This window comes from Roseobacter sp. FCG-D35, assembly GCF_033436665.1.
In the GTDB taxonomy this organism is placed as follows: domain Bacteria; phylum Pseudomonadota; class Alphaproteobacteria; order Rhodobacterales; family Rhodobacteraceae; genus JAWQFO01.
This window is the reverse complement of record NZ_JAWQFO010000007.1, coordinates 113,447-140,301: the sequence shown is the minus strand read 5'-3', so window position 1 is coordinate 140,301 and position 26,855 is coordinate 113,447. Positions and strand designations below refer to the sequence as shown.

The following is a 26,855-nucleotide window of genomic DNA, read 5'->3' as shown; positions in this document are numbered from 1 at the left end:
GAGGCTAGCTTTGCAAACTTCGCGCGGCAAGCTACCCGATCGTGGTTAAGGTCGTGCAAAGGCGCGGGGTCAGGCCCCGACGCCGAGCCGGCGTTCGCGCCAGTAGACCACGAGGATCGACACCAGCGCCGCGATCGAGGTGCTGAACATGATGTAGAGAAGCGGGAAGGCGCCGGTGTCGGGGCCAAGCAAGGCACCCGCGAGCGCGCTCAGGCCCGCGCCGCCGCCGATCATTATGGCACCGCCGAGACCCGAAGCGGTGCCGGCAAGGTGCGGTCGAACCGACAGCATGCCTGCCGTGGCATTGGGTATGACCAGGCCGTTGCCGACGCCGACCAGGGTCATCAGGCCGAAGAAGCTGAGCGGTGTGCCAGTGCCGAACACGAAGATCGCCAGAGAGATCGCGACGCCAAGTGCGTTGAAGATGCATCCCCAGAACACGAGCTGGTTGACTCCGAACCGCGTGGCATAACGCCCGGTCAGGAAGTTGCCGGCGAAATAGCCGATCGCCGGAGCGCCGAAGAAGAGGCCGAGCTGAGCCGGCGAGAGCGAGAATACCACCGATCCCACAAACGGCGCCCCGCCCAGATAGGCGAAGAACGAGCCCGAACAGAAGGCCGCGGCCAGCGAGTAACCCCAGAACCGCGGCGCGCCCAGCAACTCGGGATACTCGCCGAACTGTCCCAGCAGGCTCTTGCTGCTGGTGGCGGCCGTCTCGCCGAGATCCGCCCAGGCCAGCGCAAAGGTCAGCGCCCCCATGATGAACAGCGCCCAGAAGTTCGCCTTCCATCCCAAGAACTCGTCGAGGACGCCGCCGATCATCGGGCTGATCATCGGCACCACGGCCATGCCCATGGTGACATAGCCGATCATCGACGCGGCCTTGTCCTGCGTGTAGAGGTCGCGCACGACGGCGCGGCTGAGAACCATCGCCACGACGACCATCGCCTGGCACATGCGCGCAATCAGGAACGTCTCGGCGGTGGGTGCCACGACGCAGCCCAAGGTGGCGACAAGGAAGATGCCGAGCCCCCAGAGGATGACGCGCCGCCGCCCGACGTTGTCCGAGATCGGTCCGATGAAGATCTGCAGGATGGCGCTGACGAAAAGGTAGAGCGAGACCGACAGCTGCATCGTGCCGTACTCGGTCTGGAAATGCTCCGTCATCTTCGGCAGGCTCGGGAGGTACATGTTCATGACCATCGCCGACATGCCCGAAAGCAGGATCAACGTCGAAATGTGCGGAGCTGTCGAACGGTCGAGAAATCGGACCCGGGTCGCGTGTTCCATGCAAACGCAAGTATCCGCCGCCGTGAGAACTGTCCATCCTTCACGATGCTTGAGTTCGCAAGTTTGCACTTAGCATCTTTAGGTGTGCATAGGATTTGCAAATTTGCGAGAATCCGCTTCGGTTGTATCCCGCGCGGCGATAAGGTGCGCCGAAATGGTCGGAGGGGGCGGAATGAAGGACATCATCGCGGAACTGCAGGACCGTCGCGAGGCGGCCCGCATGGGCGGCGGGCAGAAGCGGATCGAGGCGCAACACGCCCGCGGCAAGCTGACCGCGCGCGAGCGTGTCGATCTGCTGCTCGACGAGGGCAGCTTCGAAGAATTCGACATGTTCGTCACCCACCGCTGCACCGATTTCGGCATGGAAAAGCAGAAGCCCGCCGGCGATGGCGTGGTGACCGGCTGGGGCACGATCAACGGGCGACTGGTCTACGTCTTCAGCCAGGATTTCACCGTCTTCGGCGGCTCGCTCTCCGAAACCCATGCCCAGAAGATCTGCAAGATCATGGATATGGCGGTGCAGAACGGCGCCCCGGTCATCGGCATCAACGATTCCGGCGGCGCGCGGATCCAGGAGGGCGTGGCGAGCCTTGCCGGCTATGCCGAGGTGTTTCAGCGCAACATCGAGGCCTCGGGTGTGATCCCGCAGATCTCGGTGGTCATGGGGCCCTGCGCAGGCGGCGCGGTCTACAGCCCGGCGATGACCGATTTCATCTTCATGGTGAAGGACACCTCCTACATGTTCGTGACCGGCCCCGACGTGGTCAAGACGGTCACCAACGAGCAGGTCACGGCCGAAGAGCTTGGCGGGGCGGCCACCCACACGCGCAAGTCCTCGGTCGCCGATGCCGCCTTCGAGAACGACGTCGAAGCGTTGGCCGAAGTGCGGCGGCTGGTCGATTTCCTGCCGTCGAACAACCGCGAGAAGCCGCCTGTCAGGCCCTTCTTCGACGATCCCAACAGGATCGAACCTTCGCTCGACACGCTGGTTCCCGAGAACGCCAACACCCCCTACGACATGAAAGAGCTGATCCTGAAGCTCGCAGACGAGGGCGATTTCTACGAAATCCAGGCCGAGTTCGCCAAGAATATCGTCACCGGGTTCGTCCGGATCGAAGGGCGCACCGTGGGCGTGGTGGCCAACCAGCCGCTCGTGCTGGCCGGCTGTCTCGACATCGACAGCTCGCGCAAGGCGGCGCGGTTCGTGCGGTTTTGCGACGCCTTCGAGATCCCGCTGCTGACGCTGGTCGACGTGCCGGGCTTTCTTCCCGGCACCAGCCAGGAGTTCGGCGGCGTCATCAAGCACGGCGCCAAACTGCTCTTTGCCTACGGGCAGGCGACGGTGCCGATGGTCACGGTGATCACCCGCAAGGCTTACGGCGGGGCCTATGACGTCATGGCCTCGAAGCACCTGCGGTCCGATTTCAACTACGCCTGGCCCACGGCCGAGATCGCCGTGATGGGTGCCAAGGGCGCAACCGAGATCATCCATCGCGCCGATCTCGGCGATCCCGAGAAGATCGCCCGGCACACCGCCGACTACGAGGCGCGCTTTGCCAATCCCTTCGTCGCGGCCGAGCGCGGTTTTGTCGACGAGGTGATCCAGCCACGCACAACGCGCAAGCGCGTGGCGCGTGCGTTTGCGTCCTTGCGCAACAAGACGACGCACCTTCCCTGGAAGAAACACGACAACATTCCGCTGTGAGGGGAACCGGGATGATCGGTTGGGCATTGGCTCCGCAAGGAGTGCGTCATGACGAAAGATCACGGCAAGAGCATCAAGGACGACGAGACCTACGAGGAGCTTCGCAAGCAGGGCGCCTCGAAGGAAAAGGCGGCGCGAATCGCGAACGCCAAGGCGAACCCGTCGATGGAGCCATCGAAAAAGGGCGGCAAGCAGCCGCCCTACGAGGAGTGGACGCGGGATGCGCTTTACGAACGCGCCCAGGAACTCGACATCGACGGGCGCTCGGAGATGGACAAGGACGCGCTGATCGAGGCCTTGCGCAACCACTGATCCGGCGCGCGGCCGCGACACTTGTGATAGTCGCGGGCGTCAGCTGCGGTCCGCTGCACGCGATGGACGTGCCCTCCGGACAGGATGTCGAACTTTCCGAGGTTCTCGTGGAGACCGTGGGCGAGGAGACCTGGCTCCGATTCCGGTTTCTCGCCCCCGAAATCGCAGCCGACACCGGTGGTCTGGCCTTCGGCGATGTCGAGGACGACCTTGAGTATCTCTGCTCGCGGCTGGCCCTTCCATACATCGAGGAATTCGACCTTGCGGGCAATCTTGTCATCGTCACGCTGCAGGACAGGCCGGTCGCATTCGGCCAGTCCGACCCCGACGCGACGCAATACATCGACGCCTTCCGCATCGATACGGGCGACTGCATCTGGGAGGCCTATTGATGTCTCTACAAAATATTGTGGAGCGGCGGAAAGTTGCCCGGAATTGTGCGACATTGCCGTCACAGCCCAAAGCAATAGTGGTGCCCAAGTATCATTCGCCAGTGACTTGCCCTATGATTCTGTTGGGGAATACCCAACACTACGCAACCGGGAATTGCGCCGGGAGAATGTTTCTCGCGGATGCGTCCCGACCAAGAACTAACAGGAGACTTGGATGTCCAAGAAGATGGTATTGCTGGCCGCTTTCGGCTTTGTCACTTTTGCCGCAGCCTGCGCACAGCAGGAAGAGGAAGTGGTCATCGTGCCGGAACCGGTCACGGTCGAGCCGACCTACACCGGCAAGCTCTGAGACCCTGATACCGGGGCGGGCGGCAACGCCTGCCCCACTCCCCCGGGCCGCAGCCACCCTGCGAGGTGGGCCATGCTGAAGCACCGGGGCTTCCCGAGCCGCCTTTCGGGGACAGATTTTCAATTCACAGTCAGACGTGCCAACCCGCGGGGTGCAACGCCCCTCGTCGAGCGCAGACGTTTCGCCGATCGCAAGGCCGTGGACCGGCACGCCGACGAAGCCTTCATGGCGGCGCTTTGGCAGCAATTCGGGACCGAGCCGTTCGAGCGCGGCAATCTCGACGCGGGGCGACTCTCGTGGCTTTTCGGACGCGAGGTCGTGGCTGCGACCGATCCGTTCGATGCGACCAGTTACGAGTCGCTTCTGGTGATCGATGAGGACGCAGCCCGCGCATCCTTCCCGGCCGTTTTTGGAGGTTCGGCATGATTTCGCCCGGGTTCCGAGCCGAACGGCGGCAGAGCGCCCATTCCGGCTTCGGTTCGCAAAAACCGTTTGGAGATTCAACTCGAGCGAGTATTCTTCGATTCGTGGGTGCGGTCGTCTATCCCCGAATCGCATCTGCGCTCCATTTTCGTACCCCTTCCCTTGGCGGGCGGCCCGGCACATTAAAAGCTTGGCTGTCCGCCTTTTTCTTGGCCGGCGGCGACGGAAATTGCTGGCCGGAACGTGCAATCAACAGAAACGGGAACCGTTTCGGGCCGCTGCGCGTTGAAGGGCACGGTTTTGAACCAAACAAAAGACGAGGTAATCAGTCATGTCACTCAGGACATTCGTTCTTTCCATCGCAGCCTGTGCCGGTCTCGCCGCCTGCGGCGACACCATCGGTGAACAGGCTCTGGGCGGAGGCGCAGTGGGCGCAGGCGTCGCGGCCGCAACCGGCGGCGACCTGGTCGAAGGGGCCGCAATCGGCGCTGGTGGCAACGTCGCGTTCTGCCAACTCAACCCCGGACGCTGCTGACACTCGTCTGACATTTTGGCGCTTCGGCGTCGCTAAGGCCGCGCAAACCCGTTTTGCGCGGCCTTTTTGCGTGCATGCGCGCACGCTCTTCCCTGCGAACTGATACGCCACAAAGGACCGCCCGATGTTCAAAAAGATCCTGATCGCGAACCGTGGCGAGATCGCCTGCCGCGTCATCAAGACGGCGCAGCGGATGGGGATTGCCACGGTGGCGATCTACTCGGACGCCGACAAGAAGGCGCTGCACGTCCAGATGGCGGATGAGGCGGTTCACATCGGGCCGCCGCCTGCCAACCAGTCCTACATCGTCATCGACAAGGTGATGGAGGCGATCAAGGCCAGCGGCGCCGAGGCGGTGCATCCGGGCTACGGGTTCCTGTCCGAGAACCCGAAATTCGCTGAGGCGCTGGACACTGCCGGCGTGGCCTTCATCGGCCCGCCGAAAGGCGCGATCGAGGCGATGGGCGACAAGATCACGTCGAAGAAGATCGCGCAGGAGGCCGGCGTCTCGACCGTGCCGGGGTACATGGGCCTGATCGAGGATGCCGACGAGGCGGTGAAGATCTCGACCGAGATCGGCTATCCGGTCATGATCAAGGCCAGCGCAGGTGGCGGCGGAAAAGGCATGCGCATCGCCTGGAACGATGCGGAAGCGCGCGAGGGCTTCCAGTCGTCGAAAAACGAGGCGGCAAGTTCATTCGGCGACGACCGGATCTTCATCGAGAAGTTCGTCACCCAGCCGCGCCACATTGAGATCCAGGTGCTGTGCGACAGCCACGGCAACGGCATCTACCTCGGCGAACGCGAATGCTCGATCCAGCGGCGCAACCAAAAGGTCGTCGAAGAGGCGCCGAGCCCGTTTCTCGACCCCGAGACCCGCAAGGCGATGGGCGAGCAGGCCGTGGCGCTGGCGCAGGCGGTGGGCTACACCTCGGCCGGCACCGTCGAGTTCATCGTCGACGGCGACAAGAACTTCTACTTTCTCGAGATGAATACGCGATTGCAGGTCGAGCATCCGGTGACCGAGCTGATCACCGGCGTCGATCTGGTTGAACAGATGATCCGGATCGCCAATGGCGAGAAGCTGTCGATCGCGCAGGAGGACGTGAAGCTCAACGGCTGGGCCATCGAGAACCGGCTCTACGCCGAAGATCCCTATCGCGGGTTCCTGCCCTCGATCGGGCGCCTGATCCGTTACCGTCCGCCCGAAGAAGAGGCGACGTCCGAGCGGGTCGTGCGCAACGACACCGGCGTCTACGAAGGCGGCGAGATCTCGATGTATTACGATCCGATGATCGCAAAGCTCTGCACCTGGGCGCCGACGCGCAGCGATGCAATCGAGGCGATGCGGGTGGCGCTCGACAGCTTCGAGGTCGATGGCATCGGACACAACCTGCCGTTCCTCTCGGCCGTCATGGACCATCCGAAATTTGTGTCGGGCGACATGACCACGGCCTTCATCGCCGAGGAGTGGCCCGACGGCTTCGATGGCGTCGAACTGCCGGACGCGGAACTGGCCCGTATCGCTGCCGCCTGTGCCGCCATGCACCGGGTCGCCGAAATCCGGCGCACGCGGGTCTCGGGCCGGATGGACAACCACGAACGGCGCGTCGGCAACCACTGGAACGTGACGCTTCAGGGGCAATCCCACGACCTGCGCATCGCCGCCGATCCCGAAGGCGCTACCGTGCATTTCGACGGTGGTGACAGCCTGCGCGTGAGCGGCGACTGGGTGCCCGGCATGCAGCTGGCGACGATGACCGTCGACGACGAACCGCTGATCCTGAAGGTAGGCAAGATCAGCGGGGGTTTCCGCATCCGCACGCGCGGGGCCGACCTCCGCGTCCACGTGCGCCGGCCGCGCCAGGCGGAACTTGCGCGGCTCATGCCCGAAAAGGTGGCGGCCGACACGTCCAAGATGCTGCTGTGCCCGATGCCGGGGCTTGTCGTCAATCTCGACGTGGCCGAGGGCGACGAGGTGCAGGAAGGCCAGGCGCTCTGCACCATCGAGGCGATGAAGATGGAAAACATCCTGCGCGCCGAGCGCAAGGGCGTGGTCGCGAAGATCAATGCGGGGCCTGGTGACAGCCTCGCGGTGGATGACATCATCATGGAGTTCGAATGATCCCGTGACCGCTGTCGGCCGGATATCGCGGATGACCATGGCGCGCCCGGCCTACCGTCCCCGGGCGCGTTCCTTCATCTCGCGGATCTCGCGCTTGCGCTCGGGCTGCTTGTCGATGCTGCGGCTGATTTCGCGCACGTGCCAGGGAAACGGCTTGCGCAGTTTCACACCGCCGTCCTTGCCGACAATGACCAGCATGAAGCCGCGCGGGCGCAGCTTGAGCCGCAGGTCCGAACGCGCGTCGGGATCGGTGTCGGTGATCACCACGACGTCGCGGCGTTCAAGTTCTTCCGGCAGGGCGCGCAGCAACTCCATCTGCTCGGCGAAGGCCGGATCGTCGGCTGTGTCGGCGAAGACGACCAGCGGCCGCTTCTTCCATTTGAATTGGTTCAAATCGACCTGGTCGGAGGTGACGAACATTTCGTCCGTGACCGTCGCATCGGTGGCGTGCGCCCCGAGCGGAACTGCCAAAATGCAAGCGAGAACAAGCGGTCGTAAAGCGGTCATCGGGTCTCCTGTCGCTTTCAATATAGCCTCTGGCCCGCGATATGCGATGCCGCTCACGTGCAATTTTATCTTTAGCGCCGCGGCAATGGATCGCGTGAGATGATGCCCCGATCCCCGGACGAAACGGCCGATCGGGGCGGCCATACTTTGCCGGGCGGGGCGGGCCATGAAAGTCATCCTTCACGTCGGGGCGCATCGCACGGGCACCGCGACCTTACAGGACTACATGCGCACCAATGCAGGCGCGCTGGCGGAGATGGGAGTCGGTTTCTGGGGCCCCGAACGGCGGCGGGCCGGGCTGTTTGCCCGACTGGACCAGAAGCCGGGCTGGAGGGGGCTGTGCCGCGATCCCCGGCGCAGGGCCGAGGGGCGGATCAGGCTGCATCTGGCGGAGGCGGAGCGTCGTGGCATCCGCACGCTGGTGATCAGCGATGCGGCGATGCTCGGTTCGCTGCGCAGCAATTTCCGCGCCCGGTCGCTCTATCCCGCCGCGGGCGAGCGCATGGCGCGGCTGGCACGGGCTTTCGACGGCAGGCTGTCGACGATCCTGCTGTGCGTCAGAAGCCTCGAGCTTTACTGGGCATCGGCCGCGGGCCGGGTCGTGATGCAGGGCATGGCGCCGCCGAGTGCATTCCGGTTGCGCCAAATCGCGGCCCGTCGGCGCGGCTGGCGCGATGTCGTGACCGATCTGGCATGCGCGGCGCCGGGCGTGCGGATCCTCGTGATGCCCTTCGAGCGCGTGGCCGGTCGGCCGCAGGCGCTGCTGCAACACGCGACGGGTTTGGACATGCCGGGCGAAGGCTCGGACATCTGGCTGAATCGCGCACCGACAGCGGCCGAGCTGGGCGAGGTCTCTGGCGGTTCGGCCTTGAGGGACGCGGGGCTTGTCGAGGCCGGCGATGGCCGGGTGACAGTGCCGGCTTCACTGAGGTCGGACCTGAGACGGCGCTACGCAGAAGATATGTCCTGGCTGCGGTCCGGGGCCGAGGGCCTCGCGGTATTGACGGAGGATCTTGCGCGGTCGGACGCAGGGACAGACACGCCGCCGCGCGCGGATGTGAAAGGACAGGATGATGAGCCCGAAAAAGGATACTTGGCGCGATCTGGCTGAGGCGGAGCTGCGCGGCAAACCGCTCGAGTCGCTGACCTGGCACACGCTCGAAGGCATCGCGGTGCAGCCGATGTACGACGAAGGCGACATCGAGGGGTTGGACCACCTCGGTTCCGTGCCGGGCGAGGCGCCGTTCACCCGCGGCGTGCGCGCGACGATGTATACCGGCCGACCCTGGACGATCCGGCAATACGCCGGGTTCTCCACCGCCGAGGAAAGCAATGCCTTTTACCGGCAGGCGCTGGCCAACGGTCAGCAGGGCGTCTCGGTCGCCTTCGATCTCGCCACCCATCGCGGCTATGACAGCGATCACGAACGCGTCGAGGGCGACGTCGGCAAGGCGGGCGTCGCAATCGATTCGGTCGAGGACATGAAGATCCTTTTCGACGGAATCCCGCTCGACCAGGTCTCGGTCTCGATGACGATGAACGGGGCGGTGATTCCGATTCTGGCGAATTTCATCGTCGCGGGCGAAGAGCAGGGACATGACCGGTCGGTGCTGTCGGGCACCATCCAGAACGACATTCTCAAGGAGTTCATGGTCCGCAACACCTATGTCTATCCGCCCGAACCCTCGATGCGGATCGTGGCGGACATCATCGAGTACACCTCCGAAAACATGCCGCGGTTCAACTCGATCTCGATCTCCGGCTACCACATGCAGGAGGCCGGGGCGAACCTGGTGCAGGAACTCGCCTTCACCCTGGCCGACGGGCGCGAGTACGTGCGCGCCGCCATCGCGCGCGGCATGGACGTGGACCGGTTCGCCGGGCGGTTGTCGTTTTTCTTTGCCATCGGCATGAACTTCTTCATGGAAGCCGCCAAGCTGCGCGCCGCGCGCCTGCTCTGGAGCCGGATCATGTCCGAGTTCGAGCCGAAGAACCCCAAGTCGTCGATGTTGCGCACGCATTGCCAGACATCGGGCGTCTCCCTGCAGGAACAGGACCCCTACAACAACGTGATCCGAACCGCCTACGAGGCGATGAGCGCGGTTCTGGGCGGCACCCAGTCGCTGCACACCAACGCGCTTGACGAGGCGATCGCGCTGCCCACGGCCTTCTCCAGCCGCATCGCGCGCAACACGCAGCTGATCCTGCAGGAGGAAACCGGCGTGACGCGGGTCGTCGATCCGCTGGCGGGCTCCTACTACGTCGAGGCGCTGACGGCGGAACTGGCCGACAAGGCCTGGGCGCTGATCGAGGAGGTCGAGGAGATGGGCGGCATGACCAAGGCGGTGGCGTCCGGCATGCCCAAGCTCCGGATCGAGGAGGCCGCGGCGCAGCGGCAGGCCAACATCGACCGCGGGACGGAAGTGATCGTGGGCGTCAACAAGTACCGCCGCGACAAGGAGGATGCGATCGACATCCTCGACATCGACAACGCCGCCGTACGCAAGAGCCAGATCGCGCGGCTTGAGCGGGTGCGCGCCGAGCGCGACGACGCGGCCTGCACGGCGGCGCTCGACGAGCTCGGTCGCCGGGCGGCCGAGGGCGGCAACCTGCTCGACGCCGCGGTCGAGGCGGCGCGGGCGCGCGCAACGGTGGGAGAGATCAGCATGGCGATGGAAAAGGCGTTCGGGCGGCATCGCGCCGAGGTCAAGACGCTGTCGGGCGTCTATGGCGCGGCCTACGAGGGCGACGAGGGGTTCGCGGCGATCCAGAAGTCGGTTGAGGACTTCGCCGAGGAAGAGGGCCGGCGTCCGCGGATGCTGGTGGTGAAGATGGGCCAGGACGGTCATGACCGCGGCGCCAAGGTGATTGCCACCGCCTTTGCCGACATCGGCTTTGACGTCGACGTCGGTCCGCTGTTCCAAACGCCTGCGGAAGCGGCACAGGATGCGGTTGACAACGATGTGCATGTGGTCGGGATCTCGAGCCAGGCGGCGGGTCACAAGACGCTGGCGCCACAGCTCGTCAAGGCGCTCAAAGACGCCGGGGCCGAGGATGTGCTGGTTATCTGCGGCGGGGTGATCCCGCAGCAGGACTACCAGTATCTCCGGGATGCCGGCGTCAAGGCGATCTTCGGTCCGGGCACCAACATCCCCAATGCCGCGCAGGACATCCTCGACCTGATCCGCGCCGCGCGTCGCTGAGGCCGCTGCTTGTCCCGCAGGCCAGATCGGCTCTGGTAACCGCCCCGAAGCGGGGGCATTCTCGCGGCACGTCCGGTGCGCGTCACCCCTTGTGAGCGAAGGAAACTGCCGTGCAATTCGACCATATTGCCATTTCCGGAACAGATCTGGAAGAAGCGGCCGCCTGGGTCGAGGACGCGCTCGGCGTACGCCTGCAGACGGGCGGCGCGCATGACGTCTTTCACACCCACAACCGGGTTCTGGGGCTCGCGGACGGGCTCTATCTGGAGGCCATCGCGATCAACCCGGAGGCGCCGCAACCGGACCGCCCGCGCTGGTTCGATCTCGACCGCTTTTCGGGGCCGCCGCGGCTGACCAACTGGATCTGCCGCTGCGAGGATCTCGACACCGAGTTGCGGCGCCTGCCGCTGGGCTTCGGGAGGCCCGTCGACCTGCAGCGCGACACGTTGCGCTGGCGCATGGCGGTGCCGGACGACGGCATCCTGCCGTTCGACAACTGCGCCCCGGCGCTGATCGAATGGCAGACGCCGGTGCATCCCGCCAAACGCCTCGTGCCAAGCGGCATCCGCCTGACACGGCTGACGGTCCGCCATCCTGAGGCCGAGAAGCTGAAAGCCCTTGTCGCGCCTGCGCTCGGCGATGACCGGGTGGCATACGAGACCGGTTCCGCAGGTCTGCACGCGGCCTTCGAGACGCCGCGCGGTCCGCGGGAGCTTGAGGCGTGATCCGGCCCGCCCGGTCAAGCGACGCCCGCGACATCTGCGACCTTTGGAACGTGATGATCCGCGACACGCTGTCCACCTTCACGACAATCGAGAAGACCGAGCGCGGCATCGCCGCGCTGATCGCCGAGCGCAAGGACGGGTTTTTCGTGGCCGAGGCCGAAGCCCGGTTTGCAGGCTTCGTCACCTTCGGCCGTTTCCGCCCGGGCCCCGGCTATGCCCACAGCGTGGAACTGTCGATCATGCTGAGCGAGGCGGCGCAAGGCAGAGGCATCGGACGCGCGCTGTTGAACAAGGCCGAAGGGGCAGCGCGGCAGGCTGGCCATCACGTCATGGTCGCTGCGATCAGCGGCCAGAACGCCCCGGCTCAGGCGTTTCACGCCAGCATGGGATATGCCGAAACGGGGCGCCTGCCCGAAGTCGGGTACAAGCATGGCCAATGGCTCGATCTCGTGCTGATGCAGAAAATCCTCTGATGCAACCATTCGCCGCCTGACACGCTGCGGTGCAGCGGGTATGATCGCGCCATGTCGATCTGGTCCCGCATCTCCGACGCTCTCGCGGCGCTCGCAACGGGCGAAAGCCTGTCGACGGTGTTCGACAAGCTGCGCACGCCGCCCGAACGGTCCATTGCCTTCACGATTGCCGTGATTGCGCTGGGCGCGAAGATGGCCAAGGCCGACGGGCAGGTCACCCGCGACGAGGTGCGCGCCTTCCGGCAGGTGTTCCATATCCCCGACGAGGCCGAAGAGCAGGCGGCGCGGGTCTTCAACCTCGCCCGGCAGGACGTTGCGGGGTTCGAGACCTACGCCGGACGGATCGGAGCGATGTTCGACGGCCAGCCGCAGACCCTGCATGACCTGCTGGAGGGGCTGTTTCACATCGCGGCGGCGGACGGGTTCTATCATCCCAACGAGGACGCGTTTCTTGAACGCGTCGCCGAGATCTTCGCGGTGCCGCCGCGCGAGTTCAGCCGGATGCGGATGCGCTTTGCACCCGACGCGCCCAAGGATCCCTATGCGGTCCTGGGCGTCGATCCGGACGCGCCTTTGACAGAGATCCGCAAGGCCTGGCGCAAGCTGGTGCGCGAGAACCATCCCGACGCAATGATGGCCCGCGGCGTGCCGGAAGAGGCATTGCGGCTAGCGCAGAAACGGATGGCCGACATCAACATCGCCTGGGAGGCGATCTCCGGCAAAGCAGCCTGATGCGCATCGCCACCTACAACGTCGAGTGGTTCAACGCACTGTTCGACCGGAACGGGCGGCTTTTCGACGATGACGGCTGGTCCGGGCGTCACGAGGTGACCCGCCGCGCGCAGACCGCCGCGCTGGGGCGCGTGTTCCGCGCGCTGGATGCGGACGGTGTCCTTGTGGTCGAGGCTCCGGATGCGCTGCACAACCGCAGCACCGGGATGGCGCTGGAGAACTTTGCCGCGACTTTCGACCTGCGGGCGCGCGAATGCGTGACCGGTTTCACCAACGACACCCAGCAGGAAATCGCGTTCCTGTTCGATCCCGACCGGCTGTTGCCGCGCCATGCTCCCGAACCCGGTCACGTCGACCTGCCACGTTTCGACGGTGTCTTCCGTATCGACCTCGACATCGATGCGACCGAAGACGAGGTGGTGTTTTCCAAGCCGCCGCTGGAACTGTCGGTAGAAACCTCCGGCGGCTTTGCCTTCAACGTGATCGGCGCGCATCTGAAATCCAAGGCGCCGCACGGCGCGCGCAATCCCGACCAGGTGATGCAGCTTGCCATCGCCAACCGTCGCAAGCAGCTGGCGCAGGCGGTCTGGCTGCGGGCGCGCATCGAGCGGCACCTCGAGGCAGGGACGCCGCTGATCGTGCTGGGCGATCTCAACGACGGCCCGGGGCTCGACGAGTACGAGAACCTTTTCGGGCGCTCCTCGGTCGAGATCGTCATGGGCGGCGAGAACGAGCCGCATCTGTTCGACCCGCATGCCCGTCTGGCGCTGAGCCGGCGCATCGGGGCCGCGCCGACCTCGGCACGGTTCTGGGTCGAGCCGGAGCAGCGCTACCTTCAGGCACTTCTCGATTACGTGATGGTCAGCCAGGATTTTCTCACGCACGGGCCGCGGTGGCGAATCTGGCACCCGTTCGACGATCCGGATTGCTGGGAAGACGCCGATCTGCGCGATGCCCTGCTGACCGCCTCGGACCACTTCCCGGTCACGCTCGATATCGAGATCTGATCTCGAATTTCCCGACGAAGGGCTTATATTCGACCCATGCGTACCGTGATCCTCTCCATTGTTCTTGCGACCGGCGTCGGCGCGGCGGCCATTGCTCAGGATGCTGACCCGGAAGAGGGGCCGTCGCTGATGGAACGCGGCGCGGATCTCTTTCTCGAGGGCCTGATCGACGAGATGGGACCGGCGCTGGAAGGCATGCGGCAGTTTGCCGAAGAGATGGGTCCGGCGCTGCAGGAGCTGATGACTCGGGTCGAGAACTGGGCCGAGTACGAAAAGCCCGAGATGCTGCCGAACGGTGACATCATCATCCGCCGCAAGACACCTTTGGACCCGGAAAACCGACCCGAAGCGGCGCCGGACGACGATCCGGTCGAGGACCCGCTGGAGAAACCTTCGATCGAGCTTTAGCGCGCGGCCTTCACGTCGACCTCGGCGCCGAGCGAGCCGGCCAGCGACATGAACCGTGCCTCGGCAACCTCGCCATACAGCGGAACCATGTCCGGGGTCAGGCGCAGTTCCAGCAGCTTTTTCTTCGGGAACCAGCGCATGGTGCCGCGCTGCGCGCCTTGCGTCATCCAGAGCATCGCGCCGAACCGCATCGCCTTGCCGAGGACCTCGGCCTCCTTCTGCTCCTTCTCGTCGAGCAGGCCGAGCAGATCCTCGAACCGCGTGCCTTCACGCTTGTTGGTGTATCGGTGCAGCAGCGCCAGTCCGAGATAGACGCGCTCGGAGTGCTTGAGACCACCGAGGTTGGCCCGCGTGGCGTTGTCGAAACAGGTCTCCGCACGATAATCCGGATGCGCGCGCCAGCTGACGTCATGCAGCAGGCAGGCCGCCTTGACGAGGCGCTTCTTGGCCAGCGGCGCGGACTTGAAGATCGGGTGGATGAACCCGTAGAGCTGCTTGCCGAAACCGGGCATGCGGGCGTCCTTGGCCTCGGCGAAGCGACAGGATTCGATCAGCGGGTCGCGGTCGCGCAAGCGTTGCGGCATCTGCTCGTACAGCATGCCCTCGCGGATGCCGTAGCTGGAGATCGCGATATCCTTGGGCTTGAAGGTCTTGACCAGCCGGCTCAGCACCTCGGTGGCCAGTGGAACGAGGCTCATCCGGGCCGAGGAGATCCGGCAGGCGCTGCGCAGGTCTTCAAGGTCCGCCTCGGCGATGTACTTGACCGTCGCCGCGACCGAGCGCGCACTCATCCGGTACTCGTGCAGGACATGCAGCGGGTAGCCGCGGCGGTGCATGTCGATCCGGGCGATGGCGCGCCAGGAGCCGCCGACGAGGAAAAGCCGGTCACGCTGGGCGCCCATCTCGTCCTGCAACCCGTTCATGACCTCCTTGATATGCGCGGTGCGCCCTTTCTTGCCGCCCTTGACGTCCTGCAGTTTCAGCGGGCCCAGCGGCGAGGTCACGCGCCGGCCGACGCGGCCCTGGCTGATCTCGGCGAGTTCCATCGACGAGCCGCCGATGTCGCAGACAAGACCGTAGGATCCCGGCCAGCCCAGCAAAACGCCCTGCGCCGAGAGCCGCGCCTCTTCTCGGCCGTCGATCACCCACAGCTTCAGCCCGGTTTCCCGGCGCACCTCCTCGCAGAAGGCCGGCCCGTCGTCGGCATCGCGGACCGCTGCCGTGGCGACCACCGACAGGCCGGGAAGATCCATGCCCTGCGCGAGGCGCTGAAACCGGCGCAACGCGTTGAGCGCGCGGGTCCGGCCCGCCGGGTTGAGCCGTCCGGTCTCGGACAGGCCCGAGCCAAGGGCGCACATGATCTTCTCGTTGTAGAAATAGGCCGGAGAGCGCGCGGCGCCGTCGAAGACCACGAGGCGCACCGAGTTCGACCCGACGTCGACGACACCAACGCGCGACAGCGCGCGCGCGGACGGATCCTCGAACAGGGGTTTCCCAAAGAAATTCGCATCCGGATGCGACAAGTCCACCGATTCTGCCTGCGACGGATCGACGATCTGCATCCAAAGGCTCCTCGCTCTGCTCTGGCCGCGCTCACCCTGTTGCAATCGCATCAAGCGGTCAACTGCCCGCGACAGGCAGCGCGCTTCAGTCCTCGGTGTGGGTCAAGTGGGGCACGTCCGAGGCACCGGCGGAGCCACGGCCGGACAGCGACGGGTTTTCCATGAAGAAGCGGTGACAGTTGAACGCGAAGGCGCCATCGGGGATCGGCGGCCGCGTGAAGGTGCCGTCGGCGCCCATCACCCAGCTTTGCGCAACGTCAGCGAGGTTCGCCGCCATGATCTGGCTGACGATCTGCGCCTTGACGGTCGGGTTCTCGATTTCGACCAGCGTCTCAACGCGCCGGTTCAGGTTGCGTCCCATCCAGTCCGCGGACGAGATGAACACGCGCGCCTTCTTGTGCGGCAGGTCGTGACCGTTGCCGAAACAGACGATCCGGCTGTGTTCGAGGAACCGCCCCACGATGGACTTGACGCGGATGTTGTCGCTCAGCCCTTTCACGCCCGGGCGCAGGCCGCAGATACCGCGCACGACGAGGCTGATCTTCACGCCTGCCTGGCTGGCGGCATAGAGCGCGTCGATGACCTCTTCGTCGATGATCGAGTTCATCTTGGCCCAGATCGCCGCCGGCTTGCCGTTGCGCGCGTGCTCGGCCTCGGCAGCGATCAGTTCGAGCAGGCGCGGTTTCAGCGTCGTGGGCGAGATCGCGAGGTTGTCGAGACTGTCGGGCTGGGCATAACCCGACAGGAAGTTGAAGACCTTCGTGGCATCCCGCCCGAGGCGCTTGTCGCAGGTGAAGAGCGACAGGTCGGTGTAGATGCGCGCGGTGATCGGGTGATAGTTGCCGGTGCCGTAATGGGTGTAGGTGACAAGCTGGCTGCCTTCGCGCCGGACCACGGTCGAGATCTTGGCGTGGGTCTTGAGATCGAGAAAGCCGTAGACGACGTGCGCCCCGGCGCGCTCCAGCCGGCGGGACTGGCGGATGTTGGCGGCTTCGTCGAAACGCGCCTTGAGTTCGACCAGCGCAGTGACCGACTTGCCCTCTTCGGCGGCCTCGCAGAGCGCCTCGACGATCGGGCTGTCGCGCGAGGTGCGATAGAGGGTCTGCTTGATCGCCACGACGTTCGGGTCGCGTGCGGCCTGTTGCAGGAAGCGCACCACCATGTCGAAGGTCTCGTAAGGATGGTGCAACAGCATGTCCTTGCTGCGGATCGCCGCGAACATGTTGCCCTCGTGGTCCGAGACCCGTTCCGGAATCCGCGGCGTGAACTGCGGCCAGAGCAGGTCGGGCCGCTGTTCGAGCACCAGCTCGGACAGGTCCGCGACCCCGATCATGCCGTCGATCTCGATGACCTCGTCGAGCGCCACGCCAAGTTCGCGCATGATGACTTCCTTGAGCGGGCCGGACGCGCCTGCGGAATGGGTCAGGCGCACGACCTCGCCGCGGCGGCGGCGCTTCAGCGCCACCTCGAACTCGCGCACGAGATCCTCGGCTTCTTCCTCGACCTCGAGATCACTGTCGCGCAGCACGCGGAAACCGAAATGCGATTTCAGGCGGTAGCCGGGAAACAGGCCGGGAACGTTGAGGATCAGCAGGTTCTCGAGCGCGAGGAACCGCGCGGCGCCATTCTCGGCGGGCAAGGCGACGAAACGCGGGATCTGCGCCGGAATCGGCAGCAGCGCCTGCAGCGGGCGCTTGTCCGAGGTGCGTTCCATCTGCAGGGCCAGCGCGTAGCCGGTGTTGGGAATGAACGGGAAGGGATGCGCCGGGTCGATGGCGAGCGGCGACAGAACCGGAAACACCTGTTCGAGGAACACGTCCGACAGGAACGCGCGGTCGTCATCGCTCAGGTCTTCCGGCGACAGGACCGAGATGTTCTGCTGCTCCATCTCGTCGAGCAGCTCGACCAGGATACGCTGCTGCGTGTTCATCAACCGGCGCGCGTTTTCGTCGATCAGGACCAGCTGTTCCAACGGGGTGAGCCCGTCCGCGGCGGGCGTCGTGTTGCCGGCATGGGCCAGTTCGCGCAGGCCGGCGACCCGGACGGTGTAGAACTCGTCGAGGTTCGCCGCCGAGATCGACAGGAAGCGCAACCGTTCGAGCAGAGGCACGCGCGGGTTCTCGGCTTCTTCGACAACGCGCCAGTTGAAACCAAGCCAGCTGAGTTCACGGTTGAAAAAGCGGCGTGGGCCGGCGGTGTCGGCTTCGGCCATCTTCGTCGCCGGGGGGAAGTCGGCGGCGAGGAAATCCGAAGCGAATGCAGTTTGGTCCGGAACGCGAAGAGGCTTGGTCATGCCTTCGTTATCGCGTGTCCTCCGCGGGATTGTCCAGAACGCGCGCAGCAAGCGCACGGGAGAGTGGGCGCTTGCTTGCCAACGAGGCCGCATCGAGAGCGGCCACGAGGTCGCCCGCTGCGGCGAAGGATCGGTCCATGCGCGCGATGAGGTAGGGGATCAACGTGGCCGGCGGTGTCAGTTGCCGGTCGGAGAAAAGCTTGGCCAGAACCGCGGCCAGTAGGGCGTCGTCGGGCGCTTCCAGCGCCGCGACCGGCGTTGCAGACAACCTGCTTGCGAGATCGGGCAGCGTCAGGCCCCAGGCCGGAACCGGATCGGCGCCTGTCAGCAGCAGCGAGTGCCCCTCGGCCAGTGCGAGGTTGTGAAGGTGGAACAGCGCCGTCTGCGCCACGTCGTCGGACGCGATCCCGGGCACGTCTTCGACGGCGACCGGGGCGCGGGCAAGCGCTGCGACGTCGCCTCCGGCAAGATCGGTGGCGGCAACGATCCGGGCGCCGGACCGAGCCGCCCAGACGTGTGCGAGGTGGGTCTTGCCGGCGCCTTCCGGGCCGGTCAGGATCAGCTTGCCGCCGGCCCAGTCCGGCCAGGCGTCGATCATCGCCATCGCCACGGAATTCGACGGCGCGACAAGGAAATCGTCGCGCCCGAGCGCCGGAACACCGGGCAGGTCGAAACCGAGCTGGCGGGCCATGTCAGTCGCCGTGCGAGATGTCGTAGGGCTCCGCGGCGTCATGGGCCGGACCGCCGCGATAGAGCTGGCTGTCCTTGTAGAGACCGATGACGAAGCGGGCGATGACGCCGAGCGCGGCGGCGACGGGCACGGCGACAAGCATGCCGACGAAGCCGAAGAGCGCGCCGAAGACCGACAGGGCGAAGATCAGCCAGACCGGGTGCAGCCCGACCGAGTCGCCCACGAGCTTGGGGGTGAGGATGTTGCCCTCGACCACCTGTCCCAGAACGAAGATCCCCGCGACGAGACCGATCGCAAGCCAGTCACCCCAGAACTGGAACAGCGCAAGGCCGATGGCCAGCATGCCTCCGATGAGCGCGCCGAGGTAGGGAATGAAGGTGACCAGCCCGGCCACGAAACCGACCACCAGCCCGAATTGCAGACCCACGGCCATCAGCGCGACGGCGTAGTAGGTTCCGAGGATCAGGCAGACGGTCCCCATGCCGCGAATGAACGACGCCAGCGTCTGGTCGATCTCGGCGGCAAGGTGGCGGATGGTGGGGGCATGTTCGCGCGGCAGAAGCTCGTCGACGCGGGCGACCATCCGGTCCCAGTCGAGCAGCAGGTAGACCGAGACCACCGGCACGACGACAAGCAGCACCACGACGTTGAGCAGCGAGGCCGCCGAGGCCACGGCGGTATCCAGGAACTCGCCGCCACGCGCCTTGATCGTTTCGCCGACCGTGTTGATCGAGGTGCGCAGGGTCGAGCCTTCCTCGAGAATCGAAGGGAATCGCTCGGTCATGATGGCCGTGAACTCGCGTGCGTATTGCGGCGCGGCGTCGACAAGCGAGATCGTCTGGTTGACCAGCGTCGGCACGACGAGCAGCGCCATGACGATGAAGATCAGAATCCCGCTGATGGTGATCACGGCGGTCGCCGCGATCCGGCTGAGCCCGAGCCGTTCCAGCCGGTCCGCGAGCGGGTCGAGGAAATAGGCGATCGCGCCGCCGAGGACAAAGGGCAGCAGGACATTTCCGAGCGACCACAGCAGGAGCCCGAACACGAGCGCCGCGACGCCCCAGTACTTCAGTTGGACGCGCATCGGCAGCGCCATGAGACTTCCTTTTCTTCCCGTCCTAGTGAAATCGCCCATAGACGGTTCGGTTTCAAGGGGCATCCTCCGGCGCGACGCGGGCCGACCGTGCGTGCAAGCGGCCTGCTCCGTCTGCTTTGGGCACCCCGGCAATCGAGATTGCGGGGGCGCGGCGTTTGGCATAGTCAGTGGCGGCGAACGTTGAAGAGGTACACGATGCGCCTGACCCGCTATTTCCTGCCCGTGCTGCGCGAGACCCCGGCCGAGGCCCAGATCGTCAGCCATCGGCTGATGCTGCGCGCGGGGATGATCAAGCAGGCCTCGGCCGGAATATATTCCTGGCTGCCGTTGGGCTACCGCGTGCTGCGCAACGTCGAACGCATCGTGCACGAGGAACAGCAGCGCGTGGGACATATCCCACTGCTGATGCCTACGCTGCAGCCGGCGGATCTCTGGCAGGAAAGCGGTCGCTACAACGCCTACGGCCCCGAGATGTTGCGCATCCGCGACCGGCAAGACCGCGACATGCTCTACGGGCCCACCAACGAGGAGATGATCACCGACATCTTCCGCAGCCATGTCGGCAGCTACAAGGACCTGCCGCTGACGCTGTATCACATCCAGTGGAAGTTCCGCGACGAGATGCGCCCGCGCTTCGGCGTCATGCGGGGGCGCGAGTTTCTGATGAAGGACGGCTACAACTTCGATCTGACCAAAGAAGACGCGCTGCACGCCTACAATCGTCACCTCGTAAGCTACCTGCGCACCTACGAGCGCATGGGCCTGCAGGCGATCCCGATGCGCGCCGACAGCGGCCCCATCGGCGGCGACGACACTCACGAGTTCCTCGTGTTGGCCGAAACGGGCGAGTCCGAGGTCTTCTACGACAGCGAGATCACCGAGCTGAAGTTCGGCGAGCGCGAGATCGACCATGACAGCCACGACGCCTGCCGCGCAGTTCTGGAAGAGTTCACCTCGCGCTATGCCCGCACCGACGAGACCCATGACGAAGCGGTCTTCGAAAAGGTCCCCGAAGAGCGTCGCCGCAAGGCGCGTGGCATTGAGGTGGGGCAGATCTTCTATTTCGGCACCAAGTATTCCGAACCGATGGGAGCGACCGTACAAGGCCCCGACGGCAAGCCCGTGCCGGTGCACATGGGCTCGCACGGCATCGGGGTCAGCCGCCTCGTCGGTGCCATCATCGAGGCGAGCCACGACGACAAGGGCATCATCTGGCCCGAGGGCGTCACGCCGTTCCATGCCGGGATCGTCAACCTCAAGCAGGGCGACGGCGAGGCCGATGCCGCCTGCGAGCGCATCTATGCCGCGCTGACCGAAAACGGGCTCGAGCCGCTCTATGACGACCGCGACGAACGTGCGGGCGGGAAGTTCGCGACGATGGACCTGATCGGCCTGCCGTGGCGCATCACCGTCGGGCCGCGCGGGCTCAAGAACGGCGTCGTGGAACTGACCAGCCGACGCAGCAGCGAAAGCGAGGAGATGTCGCCGGAGGCCGCCGTGGCGCGGCTGGTCGAGATCTACGCGCCGCATCGCGCGCGCCTCTGATCGCAGGCGACAGGTGACCCGCGTGGCGCGCAGCCCGGCCCCCTTTTCCCCGTTCGAATGGATGATCGCCTGGCGCTACCTCAGGGCGCGTCGCGCCGAGGGTGGCGTCAGCGTGATGACCTGGATCAGCCTCATCGGGATCGCGCTGGCGGTTTTCGCCCTGATCGCGACGCTTGCCGTGCGCTCGGGTTTCCGGGCCGAGTTTGTCGACACCATCCTCGGGGCCAATGCCCATGTCACCGTCTACGGGCTGGGCGAGATCACCCAGGCGGGCACGGTCGACCGGACGATCAAGGATTACGAGGACCTCGCCCAACGCATATCCGCCGTGCCGGGCGTCGCGCAGGTCGCGCCGCTGGTGAAAGGGCAGGTGCTGTCGAACTACCGGGGCGCCAATACCGGGGTCGAGGTCTACGGGATCGCGGCCGAGGACCTGGCCAACATTCCGCGCATCGCAAGTCCCGAAGCCTTTTCCGGAGATCTGGCGGACTTCCCTCAGGGCATCGCCATCGGATCGGGCGTGGCCCAAGCGCTCAACGCGCAAGTCGGCGACCGGATCAAGATCGTCTCGCCCAACGGCGTGCGGACCGCGATGGGTACCGCCCCGCGCGTCAATGCCTATGACGTGGTCTACATCTTCACCGCCGGTCGCTACGACATCGACCGCACCCGGGTCTATCTGCCCTTCGCCGAGGCGCAGTCCTTCTTCAACCGCGAGGGCGTCGCGGACGAGTTGGAGGTTCTGGTCGAGGACCCTGAAGAGGTCGAAAGCCTCGTGCCCTACCTGCAAGAGGCCGGGGGCGCGGTGCAGGTCTGGACCTGGCGCGATGCCTCTGGCGGGTTCCTGCGCGCGCTCGAGGTCGAGGACAACGTGATGTTCATCATCCTGTCGATCCTCGTGCTGATCGCGACCATGAACATCGTCTCGGGCCTGATCATGCTGGTCAAGAACAAGGGCCGCGACATCGGCATCCTGCGCACCATCGGCCTGACCGAAGGATCGGTCCTTCGGGTCTTCTTCCTCTGCGGCGCGTTCACCGGGATCGTCGGAACCGTCATCGGGGTAATCCTCGGATGCCTCTTCGCGATCTACATCGACCCGATCTTCTCCTTCGTGAACGTGATGATGGGCGGCGGGGTCTGGGACCCGGCGATCCGCGGCATCTACGCGCTGCCGGCCCAGCTGCATCTCGAGGACGTGCTGAAGGCGGTCGGCCTGTCGCTGGGTCTGTCGTTCATCGTCACCATCTTCCCGGCCCGCCGCGCGGCGCTCATGAACCCGGTCGAGGCGCTGCGCTATGAGTAACGCGGTGCTGCGCCTTGCCGACGTCGAGAAGTCCTACAATCCCGGCACGCCCGCCGAGGTCGCCGTGCTGCGCGGTGTCGATCTTGCGATCGGGCGCGGCGAGGTGGTGGCGCTTGTCGCGCCGTCGGGTGCGGGCAAGTCGACGCTGCTGCACATCGCGGGGCTGCTCGACCAGCCCGACCGCGGCCGGGTCGAGATCGGCGGCGCGGATATGAGCGGGCTTGGCGACGGACGCCGCACCGGGGTGCGCCGGGCGGACGTCGGCTTCATCTACCAGTTCCATCATTTGCTGCCCGAGTTTTCGGCCTTGGAGAACATCGTCCTGCCGCAGCTTGCGAACGGCACGGCGCGCAAGGACGCCGAGACCCGCGCCCGCGACCTGCTGAGCCAAGTCGGCATCGCCGGGCGCGCCGGGCACCGTCCGGCGGCGATGTCGGGCGGCGAACAGCAGCGCGTCGCCTTCTGCCGGGCGCTGGCGAACGCGCCGAAGCTGCTTTTGGCAGACGAGCCCACAGGCAATCTCGATCCCGCGACGTCGGACCAGGTGTTCGACGCGCTGATGGCGTTGGTGCGCAATACCGGCCTTTCGGCGCTGATCGCCACCCACAACCTCGAACTTGCCGCGCGCATGGACCGGCAGGTGCGGCTCGACGCGGGCCATCTCGTTTCGGTCTGAGATCAGGCGCGCTGCGTCACCCAGACCCCAAGCGCCATGATCCCGATCCCCAGCGCCCGCTTGAACTCCAGCGGCGAGACCCGCGCCCCGAACAGCCCGTAGTGGTCGATTGCCGCGGCGCTGAAGAGCTGGCCGATCAGCACGAAGAAGACTGCGTTGCCGACCCCGAAATGCGGCGCGATGAAGGTGATCGACAGCACGTAGAAGGCGACCAGCAGCCCGGCGGTATAGAGGTGCTTTGGCGCGCCCGCCATCCGCGCGAAGGCCTGCGGGCCGGTCCACAGCGCCACCGCAAGCGAGGCCGCGAAGGCCACGACGAAAAGCACCGTCGCTGCCGCTGCGGGCGAGCCGATGCGCGTCCCCAGCGCGGCGTTGAGCGCGGCGAGCAGCGGGATGCCGACCCCGGCAAGGAACATGATGATCGCGTATTGTGCCATTCGGTCTGTCCTTGCGCCGCCAAGCCGGTATGATCGGATCATGGCCGTGAAGCCGGGCAACGGCAAGGGCGGCGGGATGATCGGGCAGAAGGGGACAACATCCATGAAGATCAACGTATTGGCCGCCGGTTGCGTGCTGCTGGCGACGACCGCCTGCAACCGTGAAACCATGCCCGGCCCCGATGCCGGCGCGATGCTCTTCGCCGAGAACTGCACGGCCTGCCACGGCATCACCGGAACCGGCGACGGGCCGCTCGCCGACGAGTTGCCCAGGCGCCCGCCGGATCTGACCACCATCGCGGCACGCAACGGCGGCACCTTCCCGCGCGCCGAGGTGATGTCGACCATCGACGGCTATTCCAAGGGCACCAACCCGGGCCGGGTGATGCCGGAGTTCGGCGCGCTGATGACGGATGCCGAGCTTGTGCCGGTCGAGGTCGACGGCACCATGACGCCGACGCCGCGCCCGCTGGCCGCGGTGCTGGCCTATCTCGAGTCGATCCAGCAGTAGCCTAACTGCAGATGCCCTCGACCTTCACGCCGCTCCACGGCATCCGCACGTCGTCCGGGCGCGAGTGCGGCAGCGGCGCCACCGGCATCGCCTCGGAAATCATCGCGTGCAGCCGCTTGGTGCGCGGCGCGGTGGGATCGAGCGCGCGGCAGCAGACGAATTCCTCGACGATGTTGCCCTGCTGCTCGAAGCCGAAGTCGCCGAACTTGCGGCCCGTGGTCAGCTCGAAGAGGTAGGGATCGTCAGTGTACTGATGCTCGAAGGCCGCGCGCAGCGGAGAATAACCGGTCTTGGCGCGGTTCTGCCACTGCCAGACATGCGTCAGCTCATGGGCAAGCAGCATGGCCTCGATCAGCCCGATCTGGCCTGGATAGGCGGGCAGGTAATCGTCGAGATACCAATCGCGGTCGAAGAGCACCGTGTTGAACAGCGCCACCGCCGCCGGTTTCGAGGTGATGGTGTCACCTTGCGGTGGCGGCAGGATGCGTTCGCGGCAGGTGGTACGGGGGCGGGCCTTGAACTTGAAGGTCACGGCTCGGGTCGGCGCGCCATCGTGCAGGCGCACGCGGTCGAGGTCGATCTCATTACCCTGCACGGTTTGGGCGAAGGCGCGCTCGCCCTCCGTCAGGGGCCGGCCGCAGGCGGCGGTCAGCGACAAGACCAGCAGGGCCGCGACCCAGCGCCTCATCGCGCGAAGGTCGCCGTGGCCGGCGCCACGGTCTTGCCGGAGGGTTCTTCGCGGATGGCACAGCGGGCGAAGATCATCGAGCGTCCGGCCCGCGTCACCTCGGCCTCGGCCCGCAGCGCCGCGCCCGAGGCCGGGCGCAGGAACTGCGTGTCGAGCGTGACGGTGCCGACGGGGTGCATCTCGCCCAGATGACCGCAGCAGCCAAACACCATCGCCGTGTCGGCAAGTGCTGCCAGCGCCTGCCCCGAGACGATGCCGCCCGTGCGGTTGATCTCGTCGGTGATGGGCATCTCCAGCACCGTGCGCTCGGCGTCGATCTGCGCAATCCGCAACTCGAGCGCGCGGATCCACGGGGCGAAATTCGCCTCGAGAAAAGCCTGCGCGGTCTCGGGGGTGAGCGTCTCGGTCATGACCGCAGTCTCACCCGGTTTGCGCGGAAAAGAAAAGGCCCGGGCGTGCGGATTTGATCGAGGTCAGAGCAGGCCGCCCGGCAATGTGCGAAGTTCCGCCCGAGCAATGGGAGACCGGTGATGAAGGCGATGATTTTCGGTGTTGCACTGTGCCTTGGCGGAGCGGTCCAGGCGCAGGACGCCGCCCGAGGGGCGGACCTCTTCGAGCGACACTGCGCGACATGCCACGGTGCCGAGGCACGCGGCAGCGGGCCTATGGCCTCGGCCTTGTTGCTGCAGCCGCCTGACCTGACCACGCTGCAGGCGCGCAACGCCGGCGTCTTTCCGATGATCCGCGTCGTCATGCGCATCGACGGCCGCGACCCGCTGGTCAGCCACGGCTCGCCGATGCCGGTCTACGGCGAATTTTTCGAAGGCGAGGATGTGGCCCTGAAGGCCGAAACCGGCCAGCCGATCATGACCAGCCGGCCTGTGGCGGACCTCGTGGCCTATCTGGCGGGGTTGCAGGAGTGAGGGAGGTCGCTATACGACCTACCAGAACGTTTCAGCCGCTAACGTGTCAATTTACCAATATGCTCTATCCGCCGACTCTATCATCCAACGCCGTCGTTGCGTCAACTTGGAGCGTCGGAAGGACGTCGTCTTGCCTAGACCCCCGTGTGAATTTTTTTGTCCGAGTGTGGGCGTGAAATGCGTGCCCTTGAGGCGAGGCGAGTGCTGCGAGGCGTTGACGGCGGACGGGAAGCGACTTGTGAAACTCGCAGCGCCAGTAACCTTACAACGAATACAAAAATTCGCGGCAACCGGTCTGAAATTTAAGCCGATACTGGTTGCTTAATGCCGAATCGGTTGTCGATAATCTGATCACAGTTCGTCACAAACAAAAGGATGTCATTTATTCTTTTCAAGGTGTCTTCTGCGTCAATAGATTTAGCATTCCCGCTTACGTCTACGTGCGCTTCATGTGCAATTTCGTTTCGAATGTCCACGAGCTTCATTATTCTTTTGACCAGACTTTTCCTATTTGCCTTGGCTTCGGCGGATTTGCTGAGATTTTTCAGTCCAAAATGCAGAAATAGACTGTCAATTGCGTCTGACCTGTGAGTTGTATGTCGTGACAGAGAGTTTTGAACGATAGTTCTGATCTTTCGAAAGGGGCGTCGGGAAACGGCCAATTCTAGAGCAAATCGTGTATCCAGCCCGGCGTCATTCAAAAGCTTACAAATTTCGGAGGAAGGAGCTTTTCCCTCTTTCAAATGTGGAACCAGAACATCGCAAAATTTTGCCGTAAAGTGCCGATCGAATCCGGCAACCGAAATCACTACCGCACCGCGAACTAGGTCGTCACCCTCTGTAAGATTTGTGCCAGATTTATGATAATTGATTAAGTCAATCGCCCTTTGTGTGGTTTTTTCGAAAACGGTAAATGGTTTTACGACACTACCCACTTTAAA

29 protein-coding genes are annotated in these 26,855 nt (G+C 65.1%); 19 read left to right on the top strand and 10 right to left on the bottom strand.

Translation table 11 applies throughout. From position 1 onward, the window contains the following. Window positions 1-69 precede the first annotated feature (69 nt). A complete protein-coding gene (locus R5H30_RS16390; RefSeq protein ID WP_318329613.1) occupies window positions 70-1,290 on the bottom strand; it encodes a multidrug effflux MFS transporter in 1,221 nt (406 codons plus the stop codon). 172 nt (window positions 1,291-1,462) lie between these two features. Here R5H30_RS16390 and R5H30_RS16385 point away from each other — a divergent pair, with 172 nt between their 5' ends. From R5H30_RS16385 to R5H30_RS16355, 7 genes are all read left to right on the top strand, one after another. Further along, on the top strand, window positions 1,463-2,995 hold the full coding sequence (locus tag R5H30_RS16385) for an acyl-CoA carboxylase subunit beta (RefSeq protein WP_318329612.1): 1,533 nt from the start codon (window positions 1,463-1,465) through the stop codon (window positions 2,993-2,995). A gap of 48 nt (window positions 2,996-3,043) precedes the next feature. After that, a complete protein-coding gene (locus tag R5H30_RS16380) occupies window positions 3,044-3,307 on the top strand; it encodes a DUF7218 family protein (protein WP_318329611.1) in 264 nt (87 codons plus the stop codon). 23 nt (window positions 3,308-3,330) lie between these two features. Further along, the gene (locus R5H30_RS16375; RefSeq protein ID WP_318329610.1) at window positions 3,331-3,699 is read left to right on the top strand and encodes a DUF6497 family protein; all 369 of its coding nucleotides are present in this window, start codon (window positions 3,331-3,333) and stop codon (window positions 3,697-3,699) included. A gap of 214 nt (window positions 3,700-3,913) precedes the next feature. Continuing rightward, window positions 3,914-4,048 carry a hypothetical protein gene (locus R5H30_RS16370; RefSeq protein ID WP_318329609.1) on the top strand — a complete coding sequence of 45 codons (135 nt, stop codon included), beginning with the start codon at window positions 3,914-3,916 and terminating at the stop codon, window positions 4,046-4,048. A gap of 72 nt (window positions 4,049-4,120) precedes the next feature. Then, a complete protein-coding gene (locus tag R5H30_RS16365) occupies window positions 4,121-4,474 on the top strand; it encodes a hypothetical protein (protein ID WP_318329607.1) in 354 nt (117 codons plus the stop codon). A 328-nt stretch (window positions 4,475-4,802) separates the two neighbouring features. After that, complete coding sequence (locus R5H30_RS16360) at window positions 4,803-5,006, top strand: hypothetical protein (RefSeq protein ID WP_318329605.1); 204 nt, start codon at window positions 4,803-4,805, stop codon at window positions 5,004-5,006. 124 nt (window positions 5,007-5,130) lie between these two features. Next, complete coding sequence (locus R5H30_RS16355; protein WP_318329603.1) at window positions 5,131-7,131, top strand: acetyl-CoA carboxylase biotin carboxylase subunit; 2,001 nt, start codon at window positions 5,131-5,133, stop codon at window positions 7,129-7,131. Between the two features lie 51 nt (window positions 7,132-7,182). On the opposite strand, the gene R5H30_RS16350 is transcribed toward R5H30_RS16355, so the two are convergent. Beyond that, window positions 7,183-7,806 carry a DUF4174 domain-containing protein gene (locus R5H30_RS16350; RefSeq protein ID WP_318329602.1) on the bottom strand — a complete coding sequence of 208 codons (624 nt, stop codon included), beginning with the start codon at window positions 7,804-7,806 and terminating at the stop codon, window positions 7,183-7,185. Between R5H30_RS16350 and R5H30_RS16345 the strand changes: the two genes are divergently transcribed. The 7 genes from R5H30_RS16345 (at window position 7,805) to R5H30_RS16315 (ending at window position 14,186) form a co-directional block, all read left to right on the top strand. After that, complete coding sequence (locus R5H30_RS16345) at window positions 7,805-8,749, top strand: hypothetical protein (RefSeq protein ID WP_318329601.1); 945 nt, start codon at window positions 7,805-7,807, stop codon at window positions 8,747-8,749. The two genes, R5H30_RS16350 and R5H30_RS16345, sit on opposite strands and share 2 nt — an antisense overlap. Further along, a complete protein-coding gene (gene scpA / locus R5H30_RS16340) occupies window positions 8,712-10,841 on the top strand; it encodes a methylmalonyl-CoA mutase (RefSeq protein ID WP_318329599.1) in 2,130 nt (709 codons plus the stop codon). Before R5H30_RS16345 ends, scpA begins: the two co-directional genes overlap by 38 nt. Before the next feature lie 110 nt (window positions 10,842-10,951). Then, window positions 10,952-11,566, top strand: coding sequence for a VOC family protein (locus R5H30_RS16335; RefSeq protein WP_318329598.1), 615 nt, complete (start codon window positions 10,952-10,954; stop codon window positions 11,564-11,566). Then, complete coding sequence (locus tag R5H30_RS16330; protein WP_318329596.1) at window positions 11,563-12,039, top strand: GNAT family N-acetyltransferase; 477 nt, start codon at window positions 11,563-11,565, stop codon at window positions 12,037-12,039. Before R5H30_RS16335 ends, R5H30_RS16330 begins: the two co-directional genes overlap by 4 nt. A 51-nt stretch (window positions 12,040-12,090) precedes the next feature. After that, on the top strand, window positions 12,091-12,771 hold the full coding sequence (locus R5H30_RS16325; RefSeq protein ID WP_318329595.1) for a TerB family tellurite resistance protein: 681 nt from the start codon (window positions 12,091-12,093) through the stop codon (window positions 12,769-12,771). Then, window positions 12,771-13,778 (top strand): endonuclease/exonuclease/phosphatase family protein, encoded by a 1,008-nt coding sequence (locus tag R5H30_RS16320; protein ID WP_318329593.1) that lies wholly within the window; start codon window positions 12,771-12,773, stop codon window positions 13,776-13,778. Before R5H30_RS16325 ends, R5H30_RS16320 begins: the two co-directional genes overlap by 1 nt. A gap of 36 nt (window positions 13,779-13,814) precedes the next feature. Continuing rightward, the gene (locus R5H30_RS16315; RefSeq protein WP_318329592.1) at window positions 13,815-14,186 is read left to right on the top strand and encodes a hypothetical protein; all 372 of its coding nucleotides are present in this window, start codon (window positions 13,815-13,817) and stop codon (window positions 14,184-14,186) included. Here the strand turns inward: R5H30_RS16315 and R5H30_RS16310 are convergent. The 4 genes from R5H30_RS16310 to R5H30_RS16295 form a co-directional block, all read right to left on the bottom strand. Then, entirely contained in the window at window positions 14,183-15,748 is a 1,566-nt protein-coding gene (locus R5H30_RS16310) for a Ppx/GppA family phosphatase (RefSeq protein WP_318329591.1), read from the bottom strand. The genes R5H30_RS16315 and R5H30_RS16310 overlap by 4 nt on opposite strands. 85 nt (window positions 15,749-15,833) lie before the next feature. Further along, window positions 15,834-18,041 (bottom strand): RNA degradosome polyphosphate kinase, encoded by a 2,208-nt coding sequence (locus R5H30_RS16305; protein WP_318329590.1) that lies wholly within the window; start codon window positions 18,039-18,041, stop codon window positions 15,834-15,836. Window positions 18,042-18,048: 7 nt separating this feature from the next. Beyond that, window positions 18,049-18,732: a P-loop NTPase family protein gene (locus tag R5H30_RS16300; protein ID WP_318329589.1), complete on the bottom strand. Its 684-nt coding sequence runs from the start codon at window positions 18,730-18,732 to the stop codon at window positions 18,049-18,051. 1 nt (window position 18,733) lies between these two features. Next, window positions 18,734-19,828: an AI-2E family transporter gene (locus R5H30_RS16295; protein ID WP_318329588.1), complete on the bottom strand. Its 1,095-nt coding sequence runs from the start codon at window positions 19,826-19,828 to the stop codon at window positions 18,734-18,736. Between the two features lie 195 nt (window positions 19,829-20,023). Between R5H30_RS16295 and proS the strand changes: the two genes are divergently transcribed. From proS to R5H30_RS16280, 3 genes are read left to right on the top strand one after another with little or no spacing between them, the layout of a single operon-like run. Then, window positions 20,024-21,373, top strand: coding sequence for a proline--tRNA ligase (gene proS / locus R5H30_RS16290; protein ID WP_318329586.1), 1,350 nt, complete (start codon window positions 20,024-20,026; stop codon window positions 21,371-21,373). Between the two features lie 22 nt (window positions 21,374-21,395). Beyond that, complete coding sequence (locus tag R5H30_RS16285) at window positions 21,396-22,679, top strand: lipoprotein-releasing ABC transporter permease subunit (RefSeq protein WP_318329584.1); 1,284 nt, start codon at window positions 21,396-21,398, stop codon at window positions 22,677-22,679. Continuing rightward, window positions 22,672-23,355, top strand: a complete 684-nt coding sequence (locus R5H30_RS16280) for an ABC transporter ATP-binding protein (RefSeq protein WP_318329583.1) — start codon at window positions 22,672-22,674, stop codon at window positions 23,353-23,355. Before R5H30_RS16285 ends, R5H30_RS16280 begins: the two co-directional genes overlap by 8 nt. Window positions 23,356-23,357: 2 nt before the next feature. Here the strand turns inward: R5H30_RS16280 and R5H30_RS16275 are convergent, their stop codons facing one another. Next, window positions 23,358-23,792, bottom strand: a complete 435-nt coding sequence (locus R5H30_RS16275; protein WP_318329582.1) for a DMT family transporter — start codon at window positions 23,790-23,792, stop codon at window positions 23,358-23,360. A 40-nt stretch (window positions 23,793-23,832) separates the two neighbouring features. Between R5H30_RS16275 and R5H30_RS16270 the strand changes: the two genes are divergently transcribed. Next, entirely contained in the window at window positions 23,833-24,303 is a 471-nt protein-coding gene (locus R5H30_RS16270) for a c-type cytochrome (protein WP_318329581.1), read from the top strand. A gap of 1 nt (window position 24,304) precedes the next feature. Here the strand turns inward: R5H30_RS16270 and R5H30_RS16265 are convergent, their stop codons facing one another. Further along, a complete protein-coding gene (locus R5H30_RS16265) occupies window positions 24,305-24,991 on the bottom strand; it encodes an eCIS core domain-containing protein (RefSeq protein ID WP_318329580.1) in 687 nt (228 codons plus the stop codon). Further along, window positions 24,988-25,401 (bottom strand): PaaI family thioesterase, encoded by a 414-nt coding sequence (locus R5H30_RS16260; RefSeq protein WP_318329579.1) that lies wholly within the window; start codon window positions 25,399-25,401, stop codon window positions 24,988-24,990. Before R5H30_RS16260 ends, R5H30_RS16265 begins: the two co-directional genes overlap by 4 nt. Before the next feature lie 120 nt (window positions 25,402-25,521). On the opposite strand from R5H30_RS16260, the gene R5H30_RS16255 reads away from it, so the two are divergent. Beyond that, on the top strand, window positions 25,522-25,914 hold the full coding sequence (locus R5H30_RS16255; protein ID WP_318329578.1) for a c-type cytochrome: 393 nt from the start codon (window positions 25,522-25,524) through the stop codon (window positions 25,912-25,914). Window positions 25,915-26,216: 302 nt separating this feature from the next. Here R5H30_RS16255 and R5H30_RS16250 read toward each other — a convergent pair whose 3' ends face one another. Next, a complete protein-coding gene (locus tag R5H30_RS16250) occupies window positions 26,217-26,849 on the bottom strand; it encodes a HEPN domain-containing protein (protein WP_318329577.1) in 633 nt (210 codons plus the stop codon). Window positions 26,850-26,855: the final 6 nt, after the last annotated feature.

Excerpts from the sequence above, each read along its gene's own strand:
- R5H30_RS16390 (WP_318329613.1), bottom strand. The coding sequence starts at position 1,290 with ATGGAACACGCGACCCGGGTCCGATTTCTCGACCGTTCGACAGCTCCG.
- R5H30_RS16385 (WP_318329612.1), top strand. The coding sequence starts at position 1,463 with ATGAAGGACATCATCGCGGAACTGCAGGACCGTCGCGAGGCGGCCCGC.
- R5H30_RS16380 (WP_318329611.1), top strand. The coding sequence starts at position 3,044 with ATGACGAAAGATCACGGCAAGAGCATCAAGGACGACGAGACCTACGAG.
- R5H30_RS16370 (WP_318329609.1), top strand. The coding sequence starts at position 3,914 with ATGTCCAAGAAGATGGTATTGCTGGCCGCTTTCGGCTTTGTCACTTTT.
- R5H30_RS16365 (WP_318329607.1), top strand. The coding sequence starts at position 4,121 with ATGCTGAAGCACCGGGGCTTCCCGAGCCGCCTTTCGGGGACAGATTTT.
- R5H30_RS16360 (WP_318329605.1), top strand. The coding sequence starts at position 4,803 with ATGTCACTCAGGACATTCGTTCTTTCCATCGCAGCCTGTGCCGGTCTC.
- R5H30_RS16355 (WP_318329603.1), top strand. The coding sequence starts at position 5,131 with ATGTTCAAAAAGATCCTGATCGCGAACCGTGGCGAGATCGCCTGCCGC.
- R5H30_RS16345 (WP_318329601.1), top strand. The coding sequence starts at position 7,805 with ATGAAAGTCATCCTTCACGTCGGGGCGCATCGCACGGGCACCGCGACC.
- R5H30_RS16350 (WP_318329602.1), bottom strand. The coding sequence starts at position 7,806 with ATGGCCCGCCCCGCCCGGCAAAGTATGGCCGCCCCGATCGGCCGTTTC.
- scpA (WP_318329599.1), top strand. The coding sequence starts at position 8,712 with ATGAGCCCGAAAAAGGATACTTGGCGCGATCTGGCTGAGGCGGAGCTG.
- R5H30_RS16325 (WP_318329595.1), top strand. The coding sequence starts at position 12,091 with ATGTCGATCTGGTCCCGCATCTCCGACGCTCTCGCGGCGCTCGCAACG.
- R5H30_RS16320 (WP_318329593.1), top strand. The coding sequence starts at position 12,771 with ATGCGCATCGCCACCTACAACGTCGAGTGGTTCAACGCACTGTTCGAC.
- R5H30_RS16315 (WP_318329592.1), top strand. The coding sequence starts at position 13,815 with ATGCGTACCGTGATCCTCTCCATTGTTCTTGCGACCGGCGTCGGCGCG.
- R5H30_RS16310 (WP_318329591.1), bottom strand. The coding sequence starts at position 15,748 with ATGCAGATCGTCGATCCGTCGCAGGCAGAATCGGTGGACTTGTCGCAT.
- R5H30_RS16305 (WP_318329590.1), bottom strand. The coding sequence starts at position 18,041 with ATGACCAAGCCTCTTCGCGTTCCGGACCAAACTGCATTCGCTTCGGAT.
- R5H30_RS16300 (WP_318329589.1), bottom strand. The coding sequence starts at position 18,732 with ATGGCCCGCCAGCTCGGTTTCGACCTGCCCGGTGTTCCGGCGCTCGGG.
- R5H30_RS16295 (WP_318329588.1), bottom strand. The coding sequence starts at position 19,828 with ATGGCGCTGCCGATGCGCGTCCAACTGAAGTACTGGGGCGTCGCGGCG.
- proS (WP_318329586.1), top strand. The coding sequence starts at position 20,024 with ATGCGCCTGACCCGCTATTTCCTGCCCGTGCTGCGCGAGACCCCGGCC.
- R5H30_RS16280 (WP_318329583.1), top strand. The coding sequence starts at position 22,672 with ATGAGTAACGCGGTGCTGCGCCTTGCCGACGTCGAGAAGTCCTACAAT.
- R5H30_RS16275 (WP_318329582.1), bottom strand. The coding sequence starts at position 23,792 with ATGGCACAATACGCGATCATCATGTTCCTTGCCGGGGTCGGCATCCCG.
- R5H30_RS16270 (WP_318329581.1), top strand. The coding sequence starts at position 23,833 with ATGGCCGTGAAGCCGGGCAACGGCAAGGGCGGCGGGATGATCGGGCAG.
- R5H30_RS16265 (WP_318329580.1), bottom strand. The coding sequence starts at position 24,991 with ATGAGGCGCTGGGTCGCGGCCCTGCTGGTCTTGTCGCTGACCGCCGCC.
- R5H30_RS16260 (WP_318329579.1), bottom strand. The coding sequence starts at position 25,401 with ATGACCGAGACGCTCACCCCCGAGACCGCGCAGGCTTTTCTCGAGGCG.
- R5H30_RS16255 (WP_318329578.1), top strand. The coding sequence starts at position 25,522 with ATGAAGGCGATGATTTTCGGTGTTGCACTGTGCCTTGGCGGAGCGGTC.